At 61.6% G+C, this 23,147-nt stretch carries 20 protein-coding genes; 9 read left to right on the top strand and 11 right to left on the bottom strand.

Annotated elements, in window-relative coordinates; genetic code table 11:
• Positions 1-3: 3 nt before the first annotated feature.
• The 6 genes from P3C39_RS16435 to P3C39_RS16410 form a co-directional block, all read right to left on the bottom strand.
• Entirely contained in the window at positions 4-993 is a 990-nt protein-coding gene (locus tag P3C39_RS16435; RefSeq protein WP_275953664.1) for a CBASS cGAMP-activated phospholipase, read from the bottom strand.
• On the bottom strand, positions 974-1,507 hold the full coding sequence (locus P3C39_RS16430) for a hypothetical protein (protein ID WP_275953665.1): 534 nt from the start codon (positions 1,505-1,507) through the stop codon (positions 974-976). The genes P3C39_RS16435 and P3C39_RS16430 overlap by 20 nt, the downstream gene beginning before the upstream one ends.
• Positions 1,507-2,748, bottom strand: coding sequence for a nucleotidyltransferase (locus tag P3C39_RS16425; RefSeq protein WP_275953666.1), 1,242 nt, complete (start codon positions 2,746-2,748; stop codon positions 1,507-1,509). Before P3C39_RS16425 ends, P3C39_RS16430 begins: the two co-directional genes overlap by 1 nt.
• A gap of 237 nt (positions 2,749-2,985) precedes the next feature.
• Positions 2,986-3,699, bottom strand: a complete 714-nt coding sequence (locus P3C39_RS16420) for an SOS response-associated peptidase (RefSeq protein ID WP_275953668.1) — start codon at positions 3,697-3,699, stop codon at positions 2,986-2,988.
• A gap of 836 nt (positions 3,700-4,535) precedes the next feature.
• Entirely contained in the window at positions 4,536-4,784 is a 249-nt protein-coding gene (locus P3C39_RS16415) for a DUF982 domain-containing protein (RefSeq protein WP_275953669.1), read from the bottom strand.
• A 1-nt stretch (position 4,785) separates the two neighbouring features.
• Positions 4,786-5,010, bottom strand: a complete 225-nt coding sequence (locus P3C39_RS16410) for a hypothetical protein (protein WP_275953670.1) — start codon at positions 5,008-5,010, stop codon at positions 4,786-4,788.
• 1,055 nt (positions 5,011-6,065) lie between these two features.
• On the opposite strand from P3C39_RS16410, the gene P3C39_RS16405 reads away from it, so the two are divergent.
• The 4 genes from P3C39_RS16405 (at position 6,066) to P3C39_RS16390 (ending at position 9,156) form a co-directional block, all read left to right on the top strand.
• Positions 6,066-6,224 (top strand): hypothetical protein, encoded by a 159-nt coding sequence (locus P3C39_RS16405; protein WP_023812838.1) that lies wholly within the window; start codon positions 6,066-6,068, stop codon positions 6,222-6,224.
• A 39-nt stretch (positions 6,225-6,263) separates the two neighbouring features.
• Complete coding sequence (locus tag P3C39_RS16400; protein ID WP_027162961.1) at positions 6,264-6,458, top strand: hypothetical protein; 195 nt, start codon at positions 6,264-6,266, stop codon at positions 6,456-6,458.
• Positions 6,459-6,532: 74 nt separating this feature from the next.
• On the top strand, positions 6,533-8,038 hold the full coding sequence (locus tag P3C39_RS16395) for an AMP nucleosidase (RefSeq protein ID WP_346016442.1): 1,506 nt from the start codon (positions 6,533-6,535) through the stop codon (positions 8,036-8,038).
• 71 nt (positions 8,039-8,109) lie between these two features.
• Entirely contained in the window at positions 8,110-9,156 is a 1,047-nt protein-coding gene (locus tag P3C39_RS16390; protein ID WP_063171749.1) for an endonuclease/exonuclease/phosphatase family protein, read from the top strand.
• 4 nt (positions 9,157-9,160) lie between these two features.
• Here P3C39_RS16390 and P3C39_RS16385 read toward each other — a convergent pair whose 3' ends face one another.
• The 3 genes from P3C39_RS16385 to P3C39_RS16375 all read right to left on the bottom strand — a co-directional run bounded on the left by P3C39_RS16385 (position 9,161) and on the right by P3C39_RS16375 (position 11,779).
• Positions 9,161-9,760, bottom strand: coding sequence for a DUF922 domain-containing protein (locus P3C39_RS16385; protein ID WP_024505275.1), 600 nt, complete (start codon positions 9,758-9,760; stop codon positions 9,161-9,163).
• 129 nt (positions 9,761-9,889) lie between these two features.
• Positions 9,890-11,569, bottom strand: coding sequence for an electron transfer flavoprotein-ubiquinone oxidoreductase (locus P3C39_RS16380; protein WP_275953672.1), 1,680 nt, complete (start codon positions 11,567-11,569; stop codon positions 9,890-9,892).
• 63 nt (positions 11,570-11,632) lie between these two features.
• Entirely contained in the window at positions 11,633-11,779 is a 147-nt protein-coding gene (locus P3C39_RS16375) for a hypothetical protein (RefSeq protein WP_155924989.1), read from the bottom strand.
• A gap of 10 nt (positions 11,780-11,789) precedes the next feature.
• Between P3C39_RS16375 and P3C39_RS16370 the strand changes: the two genes are divergently transcribed.
• The 3 genes from P3C39_RS16370 to P3C39_RS16360 all read left to right on the top strand — a co-directional run bounded on the left by P3C39_RS16370 (position 11,790) and on the right by P3C39_RS16360 (position 14,381).
• A complete protein-coding gene (locus tag P3C39_RS16370) occupies positions 11,790-12,434 on the top strand; it encodes a hypothetical protein (RefSeq protein WP_275953673.1) in 645 nt (214 codons plus the stop codon).
• A gap of 198 nt (positions 12,435-12,632) precedes the next feature.
• Entirely contained in the window at positions 12,633-13,514 is an 882-nt protein-coding gene (locus tag P3C39_RS16365) for a uracil-DNA glycosylase (RefSeq protein ID WP_024505277.1), read from the top strand.
• 54 nt (positions 13,515-13,568) lie between these two features.
• Positions 13,569-14,381 carry a helix-turn-helix transcriptional regulator gene (locus P3C39_RS16360; protein ID WP_224674133.1) on the top strand — a complete coding sequence of 271 codons (813 nt, stop codon included), beginning with the start codon at positions 13,569-13,571 and terminating at the stop codon, positions 14,379-14,381.
• Here P3C39_RS16360 and P3C39_RS16355 read toward each other — a convergent pair whose 3' ends face one another.
• Positions 14,382-15,284, bottom strand: a complete 903-nt coding sequence (locus P3C39_RS16355; protein ID WP_224674175.1) for a DMT family transporter — start codon at positions 15,282-15,284, stop codon at positions 14,382-14,384. It lies immediately after the preceding gene.
• A 71-nt stretch (positions 15,285-15,355) separates the two neighbouring features.
• Positions 15,356-17,662 carry a xanthine dehydrogenase family protein molybdopterin-binding subunit gene (locus tag P3C39_RS16350; protein WP_224674132.1) on the bottom strand — a complete coding sequence of 769 codons (2,307 nt, stop codon included), beginning with the start codon at positions 17,660-17,662 and terminating at the stop codon, positions 15,356-15,358.
• A gap of 156 nt (positions 17,663-17,818) precedes the next feature.
• Between P3C39_RS16350 and pepN the strand changes: the two genes are divergently transcribed.
• Both pepN and P3C39_RS16340 read left to right on the top strand, forming a co-directional pair.
• The gene (pepN, locus tag P3C39_RS16345) at positions 17,819-20,464 is read left to right on the top strand and encodes an aminopeptidase N (protein WP_275953674.1); all 2,646 of its coding nucleotides are present in this window, start codon (positions 17,819-17,821) and stop codon (positions 20,462-20,464) included.
• A 259-nt stretch (positions 20,465-20,723) separates the two neighbouring features.
• A complete protein-coding gene (locus P3C39_RS16340; RefSeq protein WP_275953675.1) occupies positions 20,724-23,045 on the top strand; it encodes a PAS domain-containing sensor histidine kinase in 2,322 nt (773 codons plus the stop codon).
• Positions 23,046-23,147: the final 102 nt, after the last annotated feature.

Raw genomic sequence — 23,147 nt, 5'->3', positions numbered from 1 at the left:
CCTCTAAAGCTCATATTTCGTAATTGGCTCAGTATAAAAACGATGCCGGGGTTCTACTTTCTCCTGAAAGAAGGCTGCTATCTCGGCACGGTGAGCTTCAAAGTCGGCCTTGGCGAGTGGGACTAGGTTGTCAACGGCAGACCGCCAATCATCCAGAGCTATTGCTGCAGCTTCGCCGGTCGGTTCTAGTCGCAGAATTTTCTCCGGGCCGAGAAGAAGCGTGGCCTGGGCCTGAGCATTGTCAGTCGTCAAGAACATCGCGCCCTTGATAATTTCAAGCCAGTTGAAAAATCCGCCTCGCACTGCGAGCTTGCTGATCTCATAAGGGGCATTGCCAGTCCCGATAGAGAAAATCTCGATCTGCTCCCGCGAGATATCATACGCAGACAACGCGTCTATTACCGCCGCCATTATCGGGTTATTTGCCCACACGCCGCCGTCGAGGAACACATAGTCGTCGCCCCCATGACCCGGAAAGAAAGCGGGAGCGGCCGACGTAGCCCGTGCGGCCTCCCACGCGGCCATTTTGTAATCCTGCTTGAAGTCGTAGTGATGGTCAGTTTTGAGCACCGCGATCTCGGTCTTTGGCCCGAGGAAGGCCGGTATGACCAGCCGAGCCTGAGAGTCGCCGAGCCGGTCATCCCGAAAAACGCTATACAGCAGTCTCTCAAGCACACGATGATCGTGCAGAACACGGAAACACTGATAGACGAACTTTAGGTTCGGATGTCGTGACCAGAACTCAGGGAAAACTTGGTTGCCGTTTTTGACGTAGAGGTCCTGTATTTCGGAAGCGGTCTTTTTCAGGCCCAGACCAAGGGCAATAATGCCTCCCGTCGAAGTCCCAGCAATCGTGTCGAAGTAGTCTGCGATTGGCCGACCATTCGTGATCGCGGCCTCAACACGCGCTAACAGCGTGGCTGCGTAAACTCCTCGGATACCGCCGCCATCAAGCGAAAGAATACGGAAAGGCTTATTGGGCGGCCAGGGCAACCGATCCCGGCGCTTCCTTAGCGAGTTCACCCGTCTCTCGGTAAATGGTCGCGGCCCGCGCTTCGGCGATGTTCTCGGGTCCAACTCCGCCTCCTCGCCAAACACCATCGAGGTGCCATAGCTCATAATAAAGAAGCCACTCGGCAGACCACGCTATGGTCGTGTCTGCTATGAGAAGCTTGTTCGACCACTCTTGCCCGTTTGGATCAAACAGGCAAAGCCCGGAAAGCTCGGGGCGTTCCCGATAGAACAGAAGATGCGGGATGTCCTCGAAGGCCTTGCCGTCTCGTGGTTTAAGCGGCGGATCGCGCAAGACCACATAAGGCTTGTCAGGCGAGGTTGCGTCCCAAAAGGCCTCAATCAGATAAGGCCTCTGAAACCCACGAACTCTTCCCTCCCAGCTGACCATCGATCCCTTCAGTTGGGAGAACTGAAATTGCGGCCACCTAGACGCCATTCTTGCTTGTTGCGAACCGAGGCTGCGCGGCCGCTGGTGAAAGGACAGCCCCTTCATTACTCTTTGTCGTCCTCGCAATGGAAGTTGTGGCTCGGCACTGCGGCCCGTGACACTGCCGGAGCCATGATAACGCTGGCCGGAAGAACTGTGCCGGTACCGCGCTCGAAGCTCATCCCGCGCCGCCCAGTGCTTTGGTCCATCCGCTTGGTAAACGTCTCGAATGTTCTTTCCTTGACGCGCTCTCCAAACAGCTCAGCAATAATCTTGAGCATATCCTTGATCTCTGAATACCGCGCCTTCTGCAGTTCCTGAATGAGAAACGCCATGTCCCCGGCAAGGGTTTTGCGGTCAGCCTGTGTGTTCGGCCAACGATCGTTCAATCGATCGGGATCATAGCTTGGATTGCGCTCGTCAGGCCCGCTGTTGGCCAGAAAAGCAGCGTTCATTTCGGACTGGATCTTGGAAGCGAAGCGTTCAAGCTGGGCAGTCAGCCCTCGCGGATCATATCCGCATGTAGCAGACAGTTTCGTCAAATAGATCGACGGCGGGCGCTTGATGTCACGATCCTCGTATCGAAGATTGAGGAAGCGCTTCATGAGTTTCAATGCATACACCTGTTGCGCATCAACCCGCTCCGGGATGACAGGCGGCAAATTCTCCTGGTCCGCTTTTGCGAAAATAGATAGGTCAGGCAAACGATTGACGCCGAACGAACGGCGCCGATGCCTGATGTCATCGAGAAACTCGCGCGACGGATACACTACGCTCTGCCGATACCATGCCGCGAAGCCATAGGGGTTTGAAGGGACGCGGTACCCATTCCCGTGGTCGGGGCTATGAAAAATCTCCCCAACGCGTTCGGCTCGTGGGGCCCGTGCTGGATCGAGGATGGTCACGTCCATATGCATGAATGCGAACCGCATCTGAACGCAGCGCGTGCATCGTACGATTTCGCGTACATCGGGGAAGCCCTGCAACGCGTCAAATAACTGGTCGAGCACATCGTCATCTGACCAGTGGCTCGGGACCGGCATGTCGACCAAAGCATCCACATCGAACCTGTCGTCGTCGGTGCCGCTAACAATTGTTGCACCGATGGCCATTGAACCCTGCGCGTAAATGAGGCTGGCGCTGCTCATCAGGTAGGGGCGCAGCGGGCTTGTTGTGCGCTCAAGATGGGGCTTCAGCCGCCCATACCGATTGTCTGCCACTTCGCGATCGTGATCGCTCAGTTCGATGACTGTCACTGTGTCGAGAAGAAGGTCATCTAGACCGGGTGCCGTTTCGCTGAAGAGCATTGGACCAACTCCCTCAAAAACGCGTCAAAATAGCTAGCTCTATGTATATAGGAACGAAACATGAAAACGCAAGATATAGCAGGAAAAAATTCTTATGGCACAAGATGGGCGGAAAATTCGCTCAAATTATGGGCACTTGGCAGGTGCCGCGTGTGCGACTACCGCGAAGGAAGACCGAAAAACGGGGGCACTGCATCAACCGCCTGGCCATCAAAATTGGGCCCAGTAACCCTCAGCCTACAGTAAGGGCAGTTGCTTCCCGATATCTGAAGCTGCCTGAGGGAACTTAATCTGCGTCGCTGGCTTCTCGACGATCACAAGGGCGTCGTCAGACGCTGGACGCTGCAAGCCCTTCGCTTCCGACCAAGGGGCTCTCAGCCATGTCTCGGTCTCCTCTTGCGTCCTCAGGATCACCGGCATCGCCTTCTCGTGGATCGGCTTGATGAGAGCGTTAGGTTCGGTAGTCAGGAACCCATAGACCTCATGATCGCCGGGGCCGTCCTTCACCTTCCGTACCCCATGCCAAGGGGTCCATAGACCAGCGAAGAAGAACAGCGGACGGTCCTCGTTCAAAGCAAACCAGTAGTTCCGCTGAATGCCGGTCTCGGGGTCCTTATCGCTCGGCGTCGGGCTCGGCTCCGCGAAGCTGGTCACCGGCACCACACAACGATGCTCGACACCGAGGTACGGCTGCCAATGAAAGTAGTTGGTCTTGCGAATGTTGGTGGTCCCGTAGTCGGCTTTGCCTTTCACTCGCTCTGGCGGTGACGGCATTCCCCACAGGAGGTTAGCGACCTCACGTTGCCCGTCTGCCGCATTGCGAACCACCGGCCCGAGTTGATTGGGGTAAATGTCAATCGACGGCTCAAGGTTGCCCAAGATGTCCCGCAAGGTGCCGGTCCATTGGCGGATGGCCTCTTGCGATGTGGTGAGGTTGTAGAGGTTGCACATGCTCGCGAATGTGCCTTGGATTTCTACAATTTTCTAGGACCCTATTCGCCAACGGTGTCCTCCGAGGGACACCTGTGGGCCCCGAGCAAGACAATTGCGATGATCGCTGATCTGAGCACGATGCCATCCTGACGGGCTTCGGTTCCTGTAGACTGTTTGTTCCTGAGGGTGGGTGTTATCAACAACAAATCATGCGTACCGTGCATTGACGTACCGGGTGATTGTCGTCACATGTAACCAATCCGGTGCCGAAATTTCGATACGGGATAAGGGCTAGCCGGGGGAGGACGTTGAGGTGTGGACGCCCATCGTCCCCCCCGCGACTTTGCAGTAGGTCGACACCTCCACTCGGTTTGGCCTCCGAGTCTCAACGGCGTGTATGACTGCACCCCTCCTGTAGTAATGATCGGGAGTCGCGTGTCTAGGTACTATCTGTAGTAACTCAACGCTATTTTGGGTTTTCCCCAACCTGCGCGGTCCCCTCCATTTAAGTCGACCTTTGCTTCATCTCGGCCACCACACGGTTCCCGACCGCGCTGATGGCGAACGTCAGGAACCCGAACAGGGCTCCGTGCCAGTACGTCCCGAACGCCATGTAGGCGAGGAATGCCCCTATGGCTGACATCGTTAGTGTCTCACTAAGATCGCTCCTCATAGCCCTCTCCCTCGGTTGTCACTTCTTACGCAAAAGCTCCCAAAGAGCCGTGCCAACAATCAAGCAGACAACGGCGGGGACGTAGACGTAGACCACAGCTGACTTTGGACCCCGCCAGGTAAGGCAGATGTAGGCCCACCGAACATTATGGCGAGTATGCCGACGAAACCGATGAAGCGCTTCATTCTGATATCTCAGGCAGGAGTTTCCCCTCCTCCTTCGCGGCCAACTTGAAGGTCCTGCGGACCTCCTGAGGTGTCGCCTTGTCCTCCAGAGCCGCCATGCAGCAAGCCACCGCTACTCCCCAGTGTCGACCCCTCTTGGTCCACGTCAGGAGAACGTCGGCCGCAGCCTCCACGCTCCCGACGTTGTAGCGGTGACCCTCAGGGGTCCTCACGGGCACCTTGGGTTGGAACCAGCGCTCGGCCACGTCAGTCGTCCTTGAGTTCCCTGAGGGCTCGGTGACCCATGTAGTGGAAGAAGACGCCAATCCCAGCGCCCCCTGCAAACGGAAGCCACGTCGCCAGATCGGACTTCCCGAGGGCCGTGAGGCTCACGATGGGGATGATCGCACCGGTCGCGAACGCGGCAACCCCAAGGTTGTTGAAGAATGTCGCCCCCAGCTTGACCTGTTCGTTATGCACCAGGTTGCTCATATTCTTTCCCTCCAGAAGAACCGACCAAGGAAAAGGGGCACCCCGTCGCCAGGGCACCCCTTCTTCATCAGAACAACCGTCCGAGAAAGACCATCAACGAAGCCAAGTGCCAACGGCACCCAAAGGCCAAGCGATAGGTCGTCCCATTCGGCTGGCTGGCTTCGATAGTGAGGAATACCGTCATCCGGGCTCTCCTCTATCCTGCGCGTGTCTCTCGATGAGCCGAACATCGCGCATAAGACCAGCAAGCGGGGTTTTTGGGATTTTAAACAGCCACCCGGTGGTCCCCACACGCCTCGGCTGTTCGTAGTTGAGGGTAACGTGGGTTGTCTCCCTGCTCCCGTCAAGCCAGGCTCTCAAGACGCCCTTCCTTTACCTTAACTCCTCAGGGTCATGCCACCGACCGTTGTCGTCGATCTGCTCCAAAGGCACTCCAGTTCGGCCCCGTCAGGTTCCCCCCGCGCAGCCTTCAGCCAGTCGAGGGTTCCCCACGTGAGAACATGCTCCCCTCGCTGCTGATCCCAGTGCTTGCCTCGGTAAACCTTGATCGTGGTCACGGGCTCTCCTTAAGGTCCCTCGGGGTTGCGGACCTTTCTGAGAAAAATTCGTATGACTATACGTATATGTGGGTACGGCTCAATCCCCCCGGAGGGGGGCGCTTTACTATGCATTTGCACATCGTAAGGGATGCACACATCGCGGCCCATGTAGCGCATTTGCCGCTGTAAGAGATGCCTGCATGGCCCCTCCGGTGCCTCCCAAATCCCATGTTCGGAGCTATGCGCCTAACACATTCCGTAAAATAAAAGCTAAGTCTGGCACAAGCTCTGATCGAGCGCATCTTTCCGACCTGATGACGGGGCCCCGACGGGCCCCGTTTTCGTTTTGTCGATACATCCTGCGCCGGTGATGCTCGATGGAGGCCGGCGGCTATCCAACCGACGCCGGCGCCGTCGAAACCCCGTCAATCATCTTGAACCGCAGATGAACGCCGCCATCAGAGCCGGTTCAGTTGCATCAGGGCATTCTCCGGCGTGTTGAAGGAGACCGACCCAATGCTTGCTCGCCGCTTCACCATCGTCTGCCTGCTGGTGAGCCTGTTTGGAATGTTCTTCGCCATCCTCGTCGCTGAAGCGGGCCGTCCGGCCCGCGCCTGGGACGAAGCCAGTTCCAGAACCTGCCGCCTCGCCTGCCCCACCCATCTTCGCAACTGAACAAAGAAACCAAGACCTCGAAAAGAAAAGCTGAACGCCATGAACCGCATCGCCGCCAACGCTCTCAAGACCCTTCGGCTTCTGCCGCGGGCGGCGCTTATCCTGACGGTTCTGGCCGCTCCGGTCCTGGCCGTGCCGATGATGCGCGCCGACACCGGCTCGACGATCGACGCACCGGCCCTGAAGAAGTCCGGCGTCGGCTTTGTGCTTCTGGTCAGCCTGCAGCGCGGTTGAAGAAAAACGGCGCTTTGACCGCCTTCGGTCGCGACACCCCTCCCAAGTGCCGATCCAAGTCTCTATATTGAGCCATGGAAAAGCGAATCTACCCACAAGCCATCGAATCTGTCGTCATGCCGGAGCCTTTTGGCCGGCAAAGCTTTGATAGCGCTGAAAAGGCCGTCAAGGCACTGCAGGCGCTTTACGATCGCAACACCAAGTTCCTGCGCGACTCCTTCGCAGAATTGGCGGCAGCAGGCGGTGATAATGGCAAGCGCTACCGGGCCTTCTATCCGGAGATCGGCGTCACCACCAACTCGTTCACCCAGATCGACTCGCGCCAGGCCTATGGGCATATGCCGACGCCTGGGCATTTTTCCACCACCATCACCCAGCCGGGCCTGTTCGAAAACTACCTCGTCGAGCAGTTGCGCCTGATCATGCGCAATCATGGGGTTGCGGTCACGGTGTCGGAATCGACCACACCCATCCCGCTGCATTTCGCCTTCCTTGAAGGCACCCATGTCGACGGCGCGGCGGCAGAGCGTATCAAGCGGCCGATCCGCGACCTGTTCGACGTGCCGGATCTCGATGGCACCGACGACCAGATCGCCAACGGCACCTTCGAAGTCGCCTTCGGCGAGCCAAGGCCTCTGGCGCCCTTCACGGCGCAGCGCATCGACTATTCGCTGCACCGGCTGTCGCACTATACGGCAACCACGCCGCAGCATTTCCAGAACTTCGTGCTGTTCACCAACTATCAGTTCTACATCGACGAATTCGTCGCCCGCGCCCGCGACCTGATGGCCAATGGCGGCGGCGGATACACGGAGTTCGTCGAGCCGGGAAATGTCATCACCAAGGGCGGGCAGAGCGCGCCCAGCGAAGGCGTTGCACCGCCGCGCTTGCCGCAGATGCCGGCCTATCACCTGAAGAAATCGGGACATGGCGGCATCACCATGGTCAATATCGGCGTCGGGCCTTCCAACGCCAAGACCATCACTGACCATATTGCGGTGCTGAGGCCGCATGCCTGGGTGATGCTCGGTCACTGCGCCGGCTTGCGCAACACCCAGGCGCTTGGCGACTATGTGCTGGCGCATGCCTATGTGCGCGAGGACCACGTGCTGGACGACGATCTTCCGGTCTGGGTGCCGATCCCGCCGCTGGCCGAGATCCAGGTGGCGTTGCAGGAAGCCGTCGCCGAAGTCACCGGCCTTTCGGGCTACGACCTGAAGCGCATCATGCGCACCGGCACCGTCGCCACCATCGACAATCGCAACTGGGAACTGCGCGACCAGCGTGGGCCGGTACAGCGTCTGTCGCAATCTCGCGCCATCGCACTCGACATGGAATCGGCGACCATCGCCGCCAATGGCTTCCGCTTCCGTGTTCCCTACGGCACGCTGCTGTGCGTTTCGGACAAACCGCTGCATGGCGAGTTGAAGCTGCCCGGCATGGCGACCGAATTCTACAAGCGCCAGGTGGCGCAGCACCTGACCATCGGCATAAGGGCGATGGAAAAGCTCGCGGAAATGCCGATGGAGCGGCTGCATTCGCGCAAGCTCAGAAGTTTTTCGGAAACGGCGTTCCAGTAGGCCGGTTCCACGCATCGCATGGGCATTTCGTCATCTTGATTGAGCCGCATTTCTGCCGATAAGCAAGCGGCATGGAGAAAGCGGGCTTCGGGACATTGCTGATTTCGGTTGCATTCCTGGCAATGCTGGCCTGTTCGATCGCGCTGGTGGCCGGGTTTTTCGGAACGCTGCATCCCGCCTTCGATTCCTTCTCGCATTTCCGCGTCCATCTTGCCGTGCTGATGGCGCTTTGCGCACTGCCGCTGCTGGCCACGACATTTCGACTGCAAGCGGCCGTGGCACTGCTTTTTGCCGTGGCGGCCTTCGCCACCACTTCCGGCTCGCTGTCCTTCTCCCGCCTGTGGCCGGTTCAGGCGGCCTATGAAGCCAAGAACGAAGACCGCGCGATCTACAAGCTGCTGCAGATGAACCTGCGCTACGACAATCCAACGCCGAAGAAGGTGCTGTCGCTGATCGGCCGGACCAATCCCGACGTGATCACCCTCGACGAGGTGTCGGCGATGTGGGCGACCGAGCTTGGCTATATCAGCAGCGCATATCCATACCGGATCCTCTGTCCTTACCCTAACAAGATATTCGGCGTCGCGCTGCTCTCGCGGCGGCCCTTTGCCGCCGGCACCGAGGCGCGTTGCGAAAGGCGTGGTGCCATGGCGACAGCGACCGTCGACTTCGGCGGCATCGACGTCGATGTCGCCGCGATCCATCTCAGCTGGCCCTGGCCACGCGAGCAGTACTGGCAGATCGGCGAGTTGACGGAGCCGCTTTCCGCGCTCGGCGAGACGGCCATCATGGCGGGCGACTGCAATGCCGCCCCGTGGAGTGCCGCAGTGCGGCGGGTCGCGGCGCTTGGCGGGCTGACCGTCATGCCTTCCGCCGGCCCGACCTGGATCCACATCAGGCTGCCGGATTTCCTGCGGCGCTTCGCCGGCCTGCCGATCGACCAGGTTTTCAGCAAGGGCGGCGTGACGATCCATTCGGCGACACGGCTGGAAGACACCGGCTCGGATCACCTTCCGGTCATGGTGGAGTTCTCGCTCAGGCTGAACCAGCAAAAGCCGCTCGATGAACATGAAACCGCGACCGCGGCCATTGTCCAGACGGGCAAGACGCCAGGCTGAAGGATCAGGGCCTGACCAAAGCGATGACGAGATGCTGGACATGGCCGCCGTCGCGATGCTCGCGCGCATCGAAAGCGAGCTGCTTGGCCTCATATGCGGCATTGGTGGCCTTGATGCGTCGCTGTGCCTCGCGACGTGTCTTGTAGCAGGACCGGTCGTCGGCAATCCTGAGGCCGGAGATGGATCTTTCCGTGGCCCGCATCATCTCCCTGGCGATGCGGCCATGGGTTTCCTCATGGGCGCGGACGCCGGCGAAGAACCGCGTCCAGCGCTTCCGGAGCGTCGGGGTGGTGGCCGAGGCGACACGCGGAAACGTGTAGAAGAGATTGAGCGTGCCGTTGGCACGCCGCAAGCGGCAGACGCCATTGTCCTGGCTGGTGTCGAGGTCCCAATCCACAGCGTAGCCGGTCAGCGCGATGGCATGCGTCATGAAGCCGTGCTTCGGCCCCTTGCGGTCCATAGCCTGGACTAGTGCCAGCCCCGTGTTCCCGGTGATGTCGTAGGTCCGCGTCTTGACCACCACCCTGGTGCCGGCCGGGGCCGCCGAAGCCAAACCGAACAGCGCACCGATCGCCACAAGGCATGCCAGAACCGCCAGGCGCATTGGCCATCTCCTTATCGTCAAGGAATGGAACCATAAGCGCGCGGCAGTTTCAACAGTTCTAATGTTCCACATGCCACGGGAGACCCCGAGCCATCGTCGGGACCTTTGCGCGCTGCGGCCGGCGCGGGCCTACATGCCCTGATAGACCGGGCCTTCTCCGCCTTGCGGCGGCACCCAGTTGATGTTCTGGTTCGGGTCCTTGATGTCGCATGTCTTGCAGTGGACGCAGTTCTGCGCGTTGATGACGAAGCGCACATCCTTGGCCGTGGGATCGGCGGCGGCGTTGCCGTCCTTGTCGACCCACTCGTAAACCCCGGCCGGACAATAGCGCGTCGAGGGGCCCGCAAAAACATCGTGCTCGGAACGCTTCTGCAGCTCCATGTCGCCGACAAGCAGGTGGACCGGCTCGTTTTCCTCGTGATTGGTGTTGGACAGGAACACCGAGGACAGCCTGTCGAAGGTCAGCACGCCATCGGGCTTCGGATAGGCGATCTTCTTGTGCCGGGCGGCAGGCTCGAGCGTTGCATAGTCGGCCTTGCCATGCTTCAGCGTGCCGAAGGGCGAGACACCGAACAGCGTGTTCAGCCACATGTCGAGGCCGCCAAGGCCGACACCGACGATGGTGCCGAAGCGCGACCACAGCGGCTTGACGTTGCGCACCTTCTTCAGATCCTTGCCGATGTCGGTCGCGCGCCAGGCTTCCTCGTAGGAAGCGAGTTCGTCGTTGGCGCGCCCGGCGCCGATCGCCTCGGCGACATGCTCGGCCGCCAGCATGCCGGACAGCACCGCATTGTGCGAACCCTTGATGCGCGGCACGTTGACGAAGCCCGCGGCACAGCCCATCAGCGCACCGCCGGGGAAGGACAATTTCGGCACCGACTGCCAGCCGCCCTCGGTGATGGCGCGCGCGCCATAGCCCAGCCGCTTGCCGCCTTCGAACGTAGCCGCGATCGCCGGATGGGTCTTGAAGCGCTGGAATTCCTCGAACGGCGACAGCCAGGGATTCTTGTAATTGAGATGGAGGACGAAGCCGACCGCCACCTGGTTGTCCTCGAGATGGTAGAGGAACGAGCCGCCGCCGGTCTTCAAGTCAAGCGGCCAGCCGAAGGAATGCTGGACCAGCCCCGGCCGGTGGTTCTCCGGCTTGACCTGCCAGAGTTCCTTCAGGCCGATGCCGTATTTGCCCGGTTCGCGGCCATCGGAAAGCTTGTATCTGGCGATCAGTTGCTTGGCGAGCGAGCCGCGAGCGCCCTCCCCGATCAGCACATATTTGCCCATCAGCGCCATGCCGGGTGCGAAACCCGGGCCGTGCGTTCCGTCCTTCTCGACGCCCATGTCGCCGGTAACGACACCGGTGACGGCGCCTTGCTCATTGTAGAGCAGGCCGGCAGCGGCAAAGCCCGGATAGATCTCGACGCCGAGCGCTTCGGCCTTGCTCGCCAGCCAGCGGCAGACATTGCCCAGCGAAACGATGTAGTTGCCGTGATTGTTCATCAGCGGCGGCATGAAAATGTTGGGCAGACGGAACGAGCCGGCAGGACCAAGGACCAGGAAATGATCCGCGGTGACCGGCGTCTTGAAGGGATGGCCGTCCTCGTCGCGCCAGCCCGGCAAGAGCCGGTCGATGCCGATCGGATCGACGACGGCGCCGGAGAGAATATGGGCGCCGACCTCACCGCCCTTCTCCAGGACGACGACCGAAAGCTCGGGATTGACCTGCTTGAGGCGGATGGCGGCGGCGAGGCCCGCCGGACCGGCACCGACGATAACCACGTCGAATTCCATGCTTTCGCGTTCGATGTCGCTCATCAACCCCTCCGCACTGGCTTATCCCATTCGGGTATCTTGCTGGCTCCCGCGCTGCATAGCGCATCAATTGACGACAGGAAACCGGCGCATACGTGACAATGCCGTTTTGGCCAAAAAGTCGCGCATTGCGAGGCTGGAAGACTGCTTTTCGCCTGGCATTGCCTGCGGGGCGCGCGTTTTTAATTGTTCGACGGCTTGCTTATCGGCCATACTTCACGCCATGCGCTTTCCTGGGCCAGCCGGCTTTTCATCGACGCGCTTTCTTTTCCCGCCCGGCCGGATCCGCCGGGCGCTCCTTTTGGCCCTTCTGATGCTGGCGCCGCATCACGCTGCCGCCGACGAAGTGAAGGTCTGGGCGGCGGGCGCCTACTCCTTCTCCGACGAGCTTGGCGGCTTCCACATCACCGGCGCCTCGGGCATCGGCACGAAGGACGATCCGTTCGTCATCACCGAAGAGCTGACTTCGTCAACGCCGGTGACGCTGACGATCCGCTCGACAAAGCCGATCCAGGCCTTCGGCAAGGCCGGCGAATTCGCCAACGGCATGATGTATATGCGCATCGAGGTGCTCAACAACAGCGGCCAGGCCTGGGTCGAATTCCAGTTCGAATTGCAGGAGATCCTGAACCAGCCGAGCGTGTTCGGCGACGGGCTTTCCTTCGACCAGCGCAACAAGACGCCGGACAATATCCGGTCGAGCAATTTCGCCGATTTCGATCGCGATTTCGAACCCTATGACCGGCTGCTGTTCAGGAATGGCAAGGTCGACCCGCTGAAAACCGCCAGCTTCGAATTCCTGATGACCGACTACACGCCCAGATGGACCTTCTACCTGGTGCAGGATCCGCGCATACCAACGGGCTGACACGATAGGAATTTTTTCTTGACTCGGTGAGCTCAGCTATGGTACATTTTTGCCTATGGTGCTGAGTTGCGCCAGTGACCCGCCGCACAGGCGGGTTTTTCGTTTGATGCTCCGTCAGCCAACGCGCCGGCGAGAGGCTCCGAAGGAACCCAAGCTGCCAGCCTTGCAAATTGCCGCCACGCGGACGAATGTGAATCGATGACTGCCGCTTCCCCAACCAACAGACCTGATATCGCCGACCTGCTGGCGTTTTACGCCAGCGTGGGCGTCGACGAGGCGCTCGAAGAGCAGCCGGTGAACCGGTTCGCCGAGGTTGCGCCAAAGCCGATGGAGCGCGCGCCGATCGCAGCGCCTTCGGGTGGCACCGCCGCACCGCTGCGCTCGACGACCGTGTCCCGCGGCGAAGCCGGGGACAGAGCAAATGCACCACCCGTTGCGCGGTCGCCGTCTGCGACGACTGCGGTTCCCGACGAAGCGCAGGCGGCACTTGCCCGCCAATTGGCGACCACAGCAACGACGCTGGACGAGCTTCGCCAGCATATGGCGGCGTTCGAGGGCTGCAATCTCAAGGCCACCGCCAAGAACCTGGTGTTTGCCGACGGCAACCCGGAAGCCGCCGTCATGCTGGTCGGCGAGGCGCCCGGCCGCGACGAGGACATCGAGGGCCTGCCCTTCGTCGGCCGCTCGGGCCGGCTGCTCGACCGCATGCTGGCCGCGATCGGGCTCGACCGCACTTCAGCCTATATCGCCAATGTCATTCCCTGGCGGCCGCCGGGCAATCGCACGCCGACGCCGCACGAAACCGAGATCTGCCGGCCGTTCATCGAACGGCAGATCGAGCTGGTCAATCCCAAGGTGCTGATCAACCTTGGCGGCCCGTCGGCCAAGACCTTGCTCAACACCTCGGAAGGCATATTGCGGCTGCGCGGCAATTGGCGCGTTCACACGACGGCATCCGGCATCGCCATCCCGGCCATGCCGACGCTGCATCCGGCCTATCTCCTGCGAACCCCGTCGCATAAGAAGCTGGCGTGGCGGGATTTCCTCGAAGTGAAGGCAAAGCTGCGAGCGCTCACCTAGCGATAACCTTGCAGGTAATTGAAATGCCGTCCTCACCAGCCTAGCCATCCACTCATGACAACAGCCCAAACCTCCGCCGGCAGCCTCATTCGCGAATGGCGCACGCGCCGGCGCATGTCGCAGCTCGACCTCGCCATGGAGGCCGAAATCTCGCAGCGGCATCTGAGCTTCGTCGAAAGCGGCCGCGCCGCGCCCTCGCGCGACATGGTGCTGCATCTGGCCGAGCAATTGTCGATCCCGCTGAGGCAACGCAACCAGTTGCTGCTCGCCGCCGGCTTTGCCCCCAGTTTCGGCGAACGCTCGCTGACCGACACGACAATGGCACCGGCGATGGCGGCGGTCGAAATCGTGCTCAAAGGCCACGAGCCGTTCCCGGCACTCGCTGTCGACCGCCACTGGAACCTGGTTTCGGCCAACGCCGCCATCGCTCCCTTCCTTGCCGATGTCAGCGAGGCTTCGCTGCTGACGCCGCCGGTCAACGTGCTTCGCCTCAGCCTGCATCCCGGCGGCATCGCGCCACGCATCGTCAATCTCCAGGAATGGCGCACGCATCTGCTCGAGCGCCTGAAACACCAGAATGACGCGAGCGGCGACGCGGTGCTGATCGAACTCGAGCGTGAGCTGAGGACTTATCCGTCAGGCTTGACAGGCAGCCGGCCGTCGCCGGTCGAGCCGAACGCCATCGTGCATCCGCTCAGGCTGGCGCATGGCGATCAGGTGCTGTCGTTCATCAGCACCATCACCGTGTTCGGCACGCCGCTCGACGTGACGCTTTCGGAACTGGCGATCGAATCGTTTTTCCCCGCCGATGAACAGACGAGGACGGTGCTGGTTCGGTTGGCGAAGGAGCGAGCCGAGCTGTCGTAATCACCCTTCAGGCAAAGATGCCTTGCGCGTGCGGGTGCGCTCCAGGCCGAGCTGGCGTTCGCGCCAGATGATGAAGATGCCGGCGGCGACGACGATCAGGCCGCCGACAAGCATATGGAGCGTGGCGACGTCGCCGAAGACGAGATAGCCGACGACGAGGCCTAGGATCATCGAGGTGTATTCGAACGGCGCCACGACCGAGGCTTCGGCATGGCGATAGGCCGCCGTCATCAGGATCTGGCCAAGGCCGCCGCAGAAGCCGGCGGCAACAAGAAGGGCCGCCTGGAGCGGCGTCAGCGCCTGCCAGCCGAATGGCAGCGACAGCAGCGACATGACGCTCGCCGTCACCGAAAACCACAGCACGATGGTCGCCGTGCGCTCGCTTTGCACGAGATTGCGCACCAAGAGCATGGCGACGGCCGAGATCGCTGCCGCGACAAGAGCGGCCATGACGCCAAGCACTTCCTGGTCGTCGAGCGCCTCGTCGGAACTCAGCAGCGTCAGTTCCGGCCAGGAGATGATCAGCACGCCGACCAGGCCGACCGCGACCGCACTCCAGCGATACACGCGGATGGCCTCGCCGAGGAAGATGGAGCTGAACACCACCACCAGCAGCGGCTGCGCGTAGTTCAGCGTGATCGCTTCCGGCAGCGGCAGCCGGGTCAACGCGAAAAAGCCGAGCCCCATGGCGCAGACGCCGACCAGGCCGCGGGCGATGTGGTTGAACGGACGCTTGGTGGTGAAGGCAGTGTCGAGTTCTTTCCTGAAGGCCAGGAAGGCGATGATCGGGAAGATGGCGAAGAAAGAGCGGAAGAAGACAATCTGGCCGGCCGGAACGGTGCCTGCGGCTTTGATGCAGGTCTGCATGCCGACGAAGACCGCCACCGACACGATCTTGAGCATGATGCCGGTAAGCGTGTCGTGCCCGCCGGCATCATCGCTGGCTGTGGCCGAGGAGCTGCCGGGGCCTGCTGTCACGCTCCCGACGCTTCTCGGATCGTCGCCCAGATACGCGCCGGCGTTGCCGGCATGTCGATGTGCTTGACGCCATAAGCGCGCCAGAGCGCGTCGGTCACCGCATTGAGTGCCGCCGGGGTCGAGCCGATGGTGCCGGCCTCGCCCGCGCCCTTGATGCCGAGTGCATTGGTCGTCGACGGCACGTTGCGGGTCTCGAAATGGAAGAACGGGAAATTGTCGGCGCGCGGCATGGCGTAATCCATGAAGCTCGCCGTCAAAAGCTGTCCGTCCTCGCCATAGATAGTGTCCTCGGTCAGTGCCTGGCCGATGCCTTGCACGACGCCGCCATGCACCTGGCCGGCGAGCAGGATCGGGTTCACGGTAACGCCGAAATCGTCGACGATGGTGTAGCGGACAATCTCGGTCGCGCCGGTGTCGGGATCGATCTCGACCTCGCAGATATGAGTGCCGTTGGGATAGGTGCATTCGTCCTGCACGAACTCGCCAAAGCCCTTGAGATCGTCAGGCGTCTTGGCGGCCTCGGCGATGCTGGAAAAATCGAGCGAGCGATCGGTGCCGACGATGCGGGCAACACCATCGGACAACTCGATGTCGCCGGCAGAAGCCTCCAGCTCGTCGGCGGCGATGCGCTTGATCTTGTTGGCCAGATCCTCGCCCGCGCGGGAAGCCGACACACCCCCCAGCGGAATGGAGCGCGAGCCACCGGTGCCGCCGCCGGCCTTCAATTCATCGGTATCGCCCTGGCGGACATGGATCTTGTCGATGTCGAGATTGAGCTTTTCCGACAGGAACTGCGCATAGGCGGTGGCATGCCCCTGCCCGTTGGTCTGGGTGCCGATCTTCAGCGTCACCGTGCCGTCGCCATTGAGTTCGACGAAGGCCGGCTCCGAGCCCGGAAAGGCACAGGCCTCGATATAGGTCGCCATGCCGAGACCGCGGATTTTTCCGCCGGCCTTCGACTGCGCCAGCCGCTCCGGAAACGCTTTCCATTCGGATTGCTCAATGGCGCGCTCCATATGGCCTTCGAATTCACCGGTGTCGTAGAGCCGGCCGGTTTGCGTCCGGTAGGGAAATTGCTCCGGCCGGATGAAATTGCGGCGGCGGATCTCCTCGACGGGCAGGCCGAGATCGTGGGCGCAGGCATCGACCAGCTTTTCCAGCAGGAAGGCTGCTTCCGGCCGGCCGGCACCGCGATAGGCATCGACCGGGCAGGTGTTGGTGTAGAGGCCGGTCACCGAGACGTCGAGCGCCTGGATATCGTAGACACCGGTCGACATGGTGACGCCGATATAGGGGATGAACGGACCATATTGCGAGATATAGGCGCCGATGTTGGCGAGCAGGTCCACCTTCATGCCGAGAAAGCGGCCGTCCTTGTCCAGTGCCATCTCGGCCGTGACGAAATTGTCGCGGCCTTGCGCGTCGGTCAGAAAGTGTTCCGTGCGGTCGCCGGCCCACTTCACCGGGCGGCCAAGCCGCTTCGCCGCTTCCAGCACCAGCGGATATTCGCGGTAGACGAAGCTCTTCGGCCCGAAACCACCGCCGACATCAGGCGTGATGACGCGCAACTGGCCCTTCTTGACCTTGAACACGCTGGCCAGGATGTACTGCATGGAGTGCACGCCTTGCGACCCGGTGGTCAGCACGAAGCGCTTCTCCTCGGCGTTCCATTCGCCGATCGCGGAGCGCGGCTCCATGTAGTTGCAGACCAGCCGGTTGTTGACGAACTCGATGCGGGTGACGTGTGCGGCCTTGGCGAAAGCCGCTTCGGTCTTTTTCCTGTCGCCCATGTGGTAGCTGAAGGCGCGGTTGGAACCGAGCTCCGGCCAGACCAGCGGCGTGCCTTCGGCAAGTGCATTTGCAGTCCCGGAGGCTGCGTCTTCGCCGTCATAGTCGACATCGATCAGTTCAGCGGCATCCTGCGCCAAGGCACGGCTGTCGGCGACGACGAAGGCAACGGCATCGCCGACATAGTTGACGCGGTCGCGGCACAGGATCGGGATGTCGCGCGTCGGCGCCTTGGTGCCGTCCGGCTGTTCCTGCATGACGCCGGATTTCAGATCGCCGAGATGGGCAAGGTCCTTGCCGGTCAGTACCAGATGGACGCCAGGTGCGGCCTTCGCCGCCTCGGTCGAACCGATGGTGAAGCTGGCCTTGGCGACCGGCGAACGCAGGACATAGCCATGCAGGACGCCAGCCGGCTGGATGTCGTCGGTATAACGGCCCTGGCCCTGGATGAAGGCGGCATCCTCGCGCCGCAGCACGGATGCGCCCATGCCGAATTTCGGTGTGACGACGGTCATGGATGCCTCGTGATGATGACAGGAGAACGAACGCCTGAAATAGGCGTTGCCTCAGTTTTGTCGAGGGGCCGTTTCGTGTAAAGAGCGCGGACTTCAAATTTCTTGGACCAGCGGACACAATCCGCCGCCAAGGCAATCGACAGGAAAACCCACGGAATGCGCACGGACACCGGCCAGGTCTTCAAGCTCGAAGACTATCGCCCCAACGACTACCTCATTCCGCAAACCGACCTCACCTTCCGCCTTTCGCCAGACGCAACGCGTGTCACCGCCGTGCTCACGATAGAGCGCCGTGACGGCGTGTCCGTGTCGGCACCGTTGGTGCTCGACGGCGACGGGCTGACGCTCAAGCGCATCGAGATCGACGGCAAGAAGGTAAAACCGGCGGATCTGCTGGCGACGCCCGACCAGTTGACCATCCTCAAGCCACCGGTGGCGCGGCGCTTCCAGTTGCTCATCGAGACCGAGGTGGCGCCGGCGGGCAACGAAGCCCTGATGGGCCTCTACCGCTCGAGCCACGTCTACTGCACGCAATGCGAAGCCGAGGGCTTTCGCCGCATCACCTATTTCCTCGACCGTCCCGATATCCTGTCCGTCTACACGGTGCGCATGGAGGCAATGCGCGACGAGGCGCCGCTGCTCCTGTCCAACGGCAACCCGCTCGAAAAGGGCGACCTCGGCGACGGCTGGCATTATGCAGTGTGGCACGACCCTTTCCCCAAGCCGTCCTATCTGTTCGCATTGGTGGCCGGCAATCTCGGCCGGCTCGCGGACAGTTTCGTCACCCTGTCCGGCCGCACGGTCGAGCTCGGCATCTATGTCGAGCCCGGCAAGGAGACGCTGGCCGGCTATGCGATGGACGCCCTGAAGCGGTCGATGAAATGGGACGAGGAGGCGTTCGGCCGCGAATACGATCTCGACGTCTTCAACATCGTCGCCGTGTCGGACTTCAACATGGGCGCGATGGAGAACAAGGGCCTCAACATCTTCAACGACAAATATGTGCTGGCCGACCGGGAGACCGCGACGGACGCCGATTTCGCCAATATCGAGGCGATCATAGCGCATGAGTATTTCCACAATTGGACAGGCAACAGAATCACTTGCCGCGACTGGTTCCAGCTCTGCCTGAAGGAAGGCCTGACGGTTTTCCGCGACCACGAATTCTCCGCCGACCAGCGCTCGCGCGCGGTCAAGCGTATTGCCGAGGTGCGGACCTTGCGCGCCCACCAGTTTCCAGAGGACCAGGGCCCACTGGCGCATCCGGTGCGGCCGCGCCGCTACCGCGAGATCAACAATTTCTACACCGCGACGGTCTACGAGAAGGGCTCCGAAGTGGTGCGCATGATCCGCACAATTCTCGGTGCCGACGTGTTTCGCGCCGGCATGGACCTCTATTTCGAGCGGCACGACGGTGACGCGGCGACGATCGAGGATTTCATCAAGGTGTTCGAGGATGCGTCCGGCCGCGACCTGTCGCAGTTCGCGCTCTGGTATCATCAGGCGGGAACGCCGAACCTGACGATCAGTTCGACGCACAATCCGGCCGCGCAGGAGTTCACGCTCGAAATCGAGCAGTCGGTGCCGCCGACACCCTCCGAAAGCCGCAAGCGGCTGATGCACATCCCGCTCGCTTTCGGGCTGATCGGCGCCGGCGGCAAGCCTGTGCCGTATAGTAGCGTCGAGGGCGCCAGCGTCGAGGACGGCGTCATCCATATCCGCAAGCGTCGCCACATGGTGCGGTTTTCAGGCGTCACCGAGCGCCTGGCCGTGTCGCTCAACCGCGGCTTTTCGGCGCCGGTGACATTGTCCGTCGAGCAGAAAGCCGACGACCAGTTCTTCCTCGCCCGCCACGACGGCGACGCCTTCTCGCGCTGGCAGGCTTTCAACACATTGCTGACCGATGCGCTGATATCAGCGTTCCGCGAGATCCTCGGCGGCAAGCAGCCGGCCTTTGCGCCGCGGCTGATCGAACTCGCCGGCAGCATTGCCGGCGACGAGACGCTGGAGCCGGCCTATCGGGCATTGGCGCTGGCCCTGCCCGGCGAAGCCGACATTGCCCGCGACATCGGCAGGAACATCGACCCCGATGCCATCTATGCGGCTCGCGAGGCACTGGCGCTGGCGATCGGCACTGCGAACCGGGACGTTTTTTCGGGCCTCTACCTCAGCCTTGCCGACAGAGAAGCGTTCAGCCCCGACGCGGCAAGCGCCGGGCGACGCGCCTTGCGCAACACCCTGCTGGATTATCTGTCGCTGCAGCCGGGCGGAGCGGAACTCGCTGCCGGGCATTTCCAGTCCGCGACCAACATGACCGACCGCGCGGCAGCACTTGCCGTGCTCGCGCATCGTCACCACGGTTCGCCCGAGGCGGTCGAGGCGCTGGCGGCTTTCGAGACGACCTACGGGTCCGACCCGCTGATCATGGACAAATGGTTCCAGATCCAGGCCAGCGTACCGGGGCCGCAAACCGTCGACACCGTGAAGGCCTTGACCAACCACCCGGCCTTCTCGATGGGCAATCCGAACCGGGTGCGCTCGCTGATCGGCACCTTCTCCAGCGCCAATCAGACCGGCTTCCACCGGGCCGACGGCGAAGGCTACTGGTTCTTTGCTCAAACCGTCCTCGAGGTTGAAAAGCGCAACCCGCAAGTGGCGGCAAGGCTGGCGACGGCGCTCAGATCCTGGCGTTCGCTCGAACCCTTGCGGCAGGCGAAGGCCAGGGAAGCGCTGCTCTCGATCGCCGGCGCCGAAAACCTGTCGGCGGATCTGCGGGATATTGTCGAGCGCACGCTGGCTTAGCCGCTCTCTTCCTTCTCCCCTTGTGGCAGAAGGGAGATCCGTGCACGCCGCCAAGCTGGTGAATTTCAACCAGGACCTGCCAGCAGCGGCTTCCGTTAGGCGCTGCGCCAGCGAAAGCCCATTATTTTAGTCGATTTTTAATCTTTTTTCGCCGGACCACTGGACAAGGCGAATCACCTTTGATTCTTTACTGACGATTCGGAAGTGCGGCGTTTGCCGGATCACCAAGCAGCATAGGCAAATTCGGGGAGTGCCATTTATGGCGAAGGCGGACGCGTGGGGCGCGCCCGGAGGGACGGTTTTTGCGCATCGTGAGACGCGCGGCGACGGTCTTGCCGGGAATACGCGACTCATCGCCGAACCGGCCTACCGGCGGCTTCTGGCCGCCGAGCCGCTGCTGCGCCGATCAATACCCGTCCTCATCATCACCTTCCTGATCGTCATCGCGGCGCTGCGCGTGCTGTCGCTGATGAACGAGCGCGACGATGTCGAGCGCAATGCCAAGGCGATCCTGACGCTGGCGGCGGGCCAGCTGGCCAGTTCGCTCGCCACCACCTCGGAAACGGTGCCCGGCGCCATACAGGATCTGCTGGAGACCACCAGCCGTCAGGGCGCGATGGGCCGCAGCCATGTGCTTGTCATCACCGACAGCGCTTTCAAGATCGTCGCGGTGACGCCACGCTCGATGCCATGGCAGGGCCATTCTCTGGACGGCCTCGTCGAGGGCGGCCAGCCCTTGTTCATGTTCGGCGATCGTGCGGGCGTCATGGACGTCAACATCGACGGACGGGATTGGTACGCCGCGGTCAGCCTGGCGAATGGCGGAAAGGGTGCATCGGCGGCCCTGGTGCCACAGGACGCGGTTTTCGATGCCTGGCGCAAGACCGTTTCGCTGAACGTCACCCTGTTCGTGCTGACGGCCGGTGTGCTGATCGTCATCCTCTATGCCTATTTCGGCCAGGCGGCACGTGCGCAGGCGGCCGACCGCATCTACCTCGAAGCGCATCAGCGCATCGACATGGCGCTGGTTCGCGGCCGCTGCGGCCTGTGGGACTGGGACATGGTGCGCGGCAAGATGTACTGGTCGCGCTCGATGTACGACATGCTCGGCTACAAGCCTTGCGAAACGATGCTGTCCTTCGGCGAGGTCGATCAGATCATCCATCCCGAGGACGGCGACCTGTTCGAGCTCGCCAACAGAATCGTCGCTCGCGAGATCGATCACATCGATCAGGTGTTCCGCATGCGCCATGCCGATGGCCAATGGGTCTGGATGCGCGCGCGGGCACAGGTCATCGATCCGGAAGCGCCGGAGATCCAGCTGATCGGCATCGCCGTCGACGTCACCGAACAGCGTCATCTGGCGCTGCGTTCCGAGGCTGCCGACCTTCGCCTCAGAACGGCGATCGAGAACATCAACGAATCCTTCGTGCTGTGGGATTCGACGCAGCACCTGATCATGTGCAATTCCAAATACCAGCAGGACAACGGGCTTTCGGACCGCGACGTGATGCCGGGCACCGCGCGCGCGGCTCTGGAAGAACGCATGCTGGCCTTTGCTTCCGAAAGGCGGCTTGCCCACACCAGCGGCCTGCAGGGCGGCGCCACTTTCGAGCGGCAGTTGGCCGATGGCCGCTGGCTGCAGGTCAACGAACTGAAGACCCGGGACGGCGGCATCGTCTCGGTCGGTTCCGACATCACCCAGATCAAGCTGCACCAGGAGAAGCTGGTCGACAGTGAGCGACGGCTGATGGCAACGATCCATGATCTCAGCCTCGCGCGGCGGGCCGAAGAGGAGCGTTCGCGCGAACTGGTCGACCTCAACCGCAAATACATGAAGGAAACCGAACGGGCCGAAGCGGCGAACCGGGCCAAATCCGAATTCCTGGCCAACATGTCGCATGAGTTGCGCACGCCGCTGAACGCCATCATCGGCTTCTCCGAACTGATGGAACAAGGGCTGTTCGGCCCGCTCGGATCGGAGCGCTACGAGGAATATGCCACCGACATCAACAGCAGCGGCAAGTACCTGCTGGGCGTCATCAACGATATTCTCGACATGTCCAAGATCGAGGCCGGCCAGTTCTCTCTGGACCGGGAAGAGATCGACCTCGGCCCGCTGATCAGCGAAACCGTACGCGTCGTTTCGCTGCAGGCGGCGCAAAAGGCCATCACCGTGGAAACGCGCATTGCCGATGCGCTGACGCTGGTCGCCGATCGCCGTGCGATCAAGCAGATCGTCATCAACCTTTTGTCCAATGCGGTGAAGTTCACCGGCCAGGGCGGCCACATATCGGTCAGGGCCCGCAACACATCCGGCGCGCTGGTGCTGACGATCGAGGACAATGGCTGCGGCATCCCCAAGGAGGCGCTCGGAAAGCTCGGACGGCCGTTCGAACAGGTGCAGAACCAGTTCTCCAAGAGCCATGCCGGGTCCGGCCTTGGCCTTGCCATCTCACGTTCGCTGGCCGAGCTTCAGGGCGGCGCGCTGAAGATCCGGTCGAGCGAAGGTGTCGGCACTATCGTGTCGGTGCGCATTCCGGTGAAGAAGAGCGTGCTGGCCGTCAAGGTTGCAGCGTGAAGTTTTTATCACCATCCCAGGCCTGATCCACCTCGTGGACGCGAGGTGAAACGCTTTGACAAAGTTATCTATTTTATCTATTTTGGATAAAAAAGAAAGGCC

Source organism: Mesorhizobium sp. XAP4 (assembly GCF_029269325.1).
Lineage (GTDB): Bacteria > Pseudomonadota > Alphaproteobacteria > Rhizobiales > Rhizobiaceae > Mesorhizobium > Mesorhizobium ciceri.
Note: the sequence above shows the minus strand (reverse complement) of the source record. Positions and strands in the feature narration are given on the sequence as shown.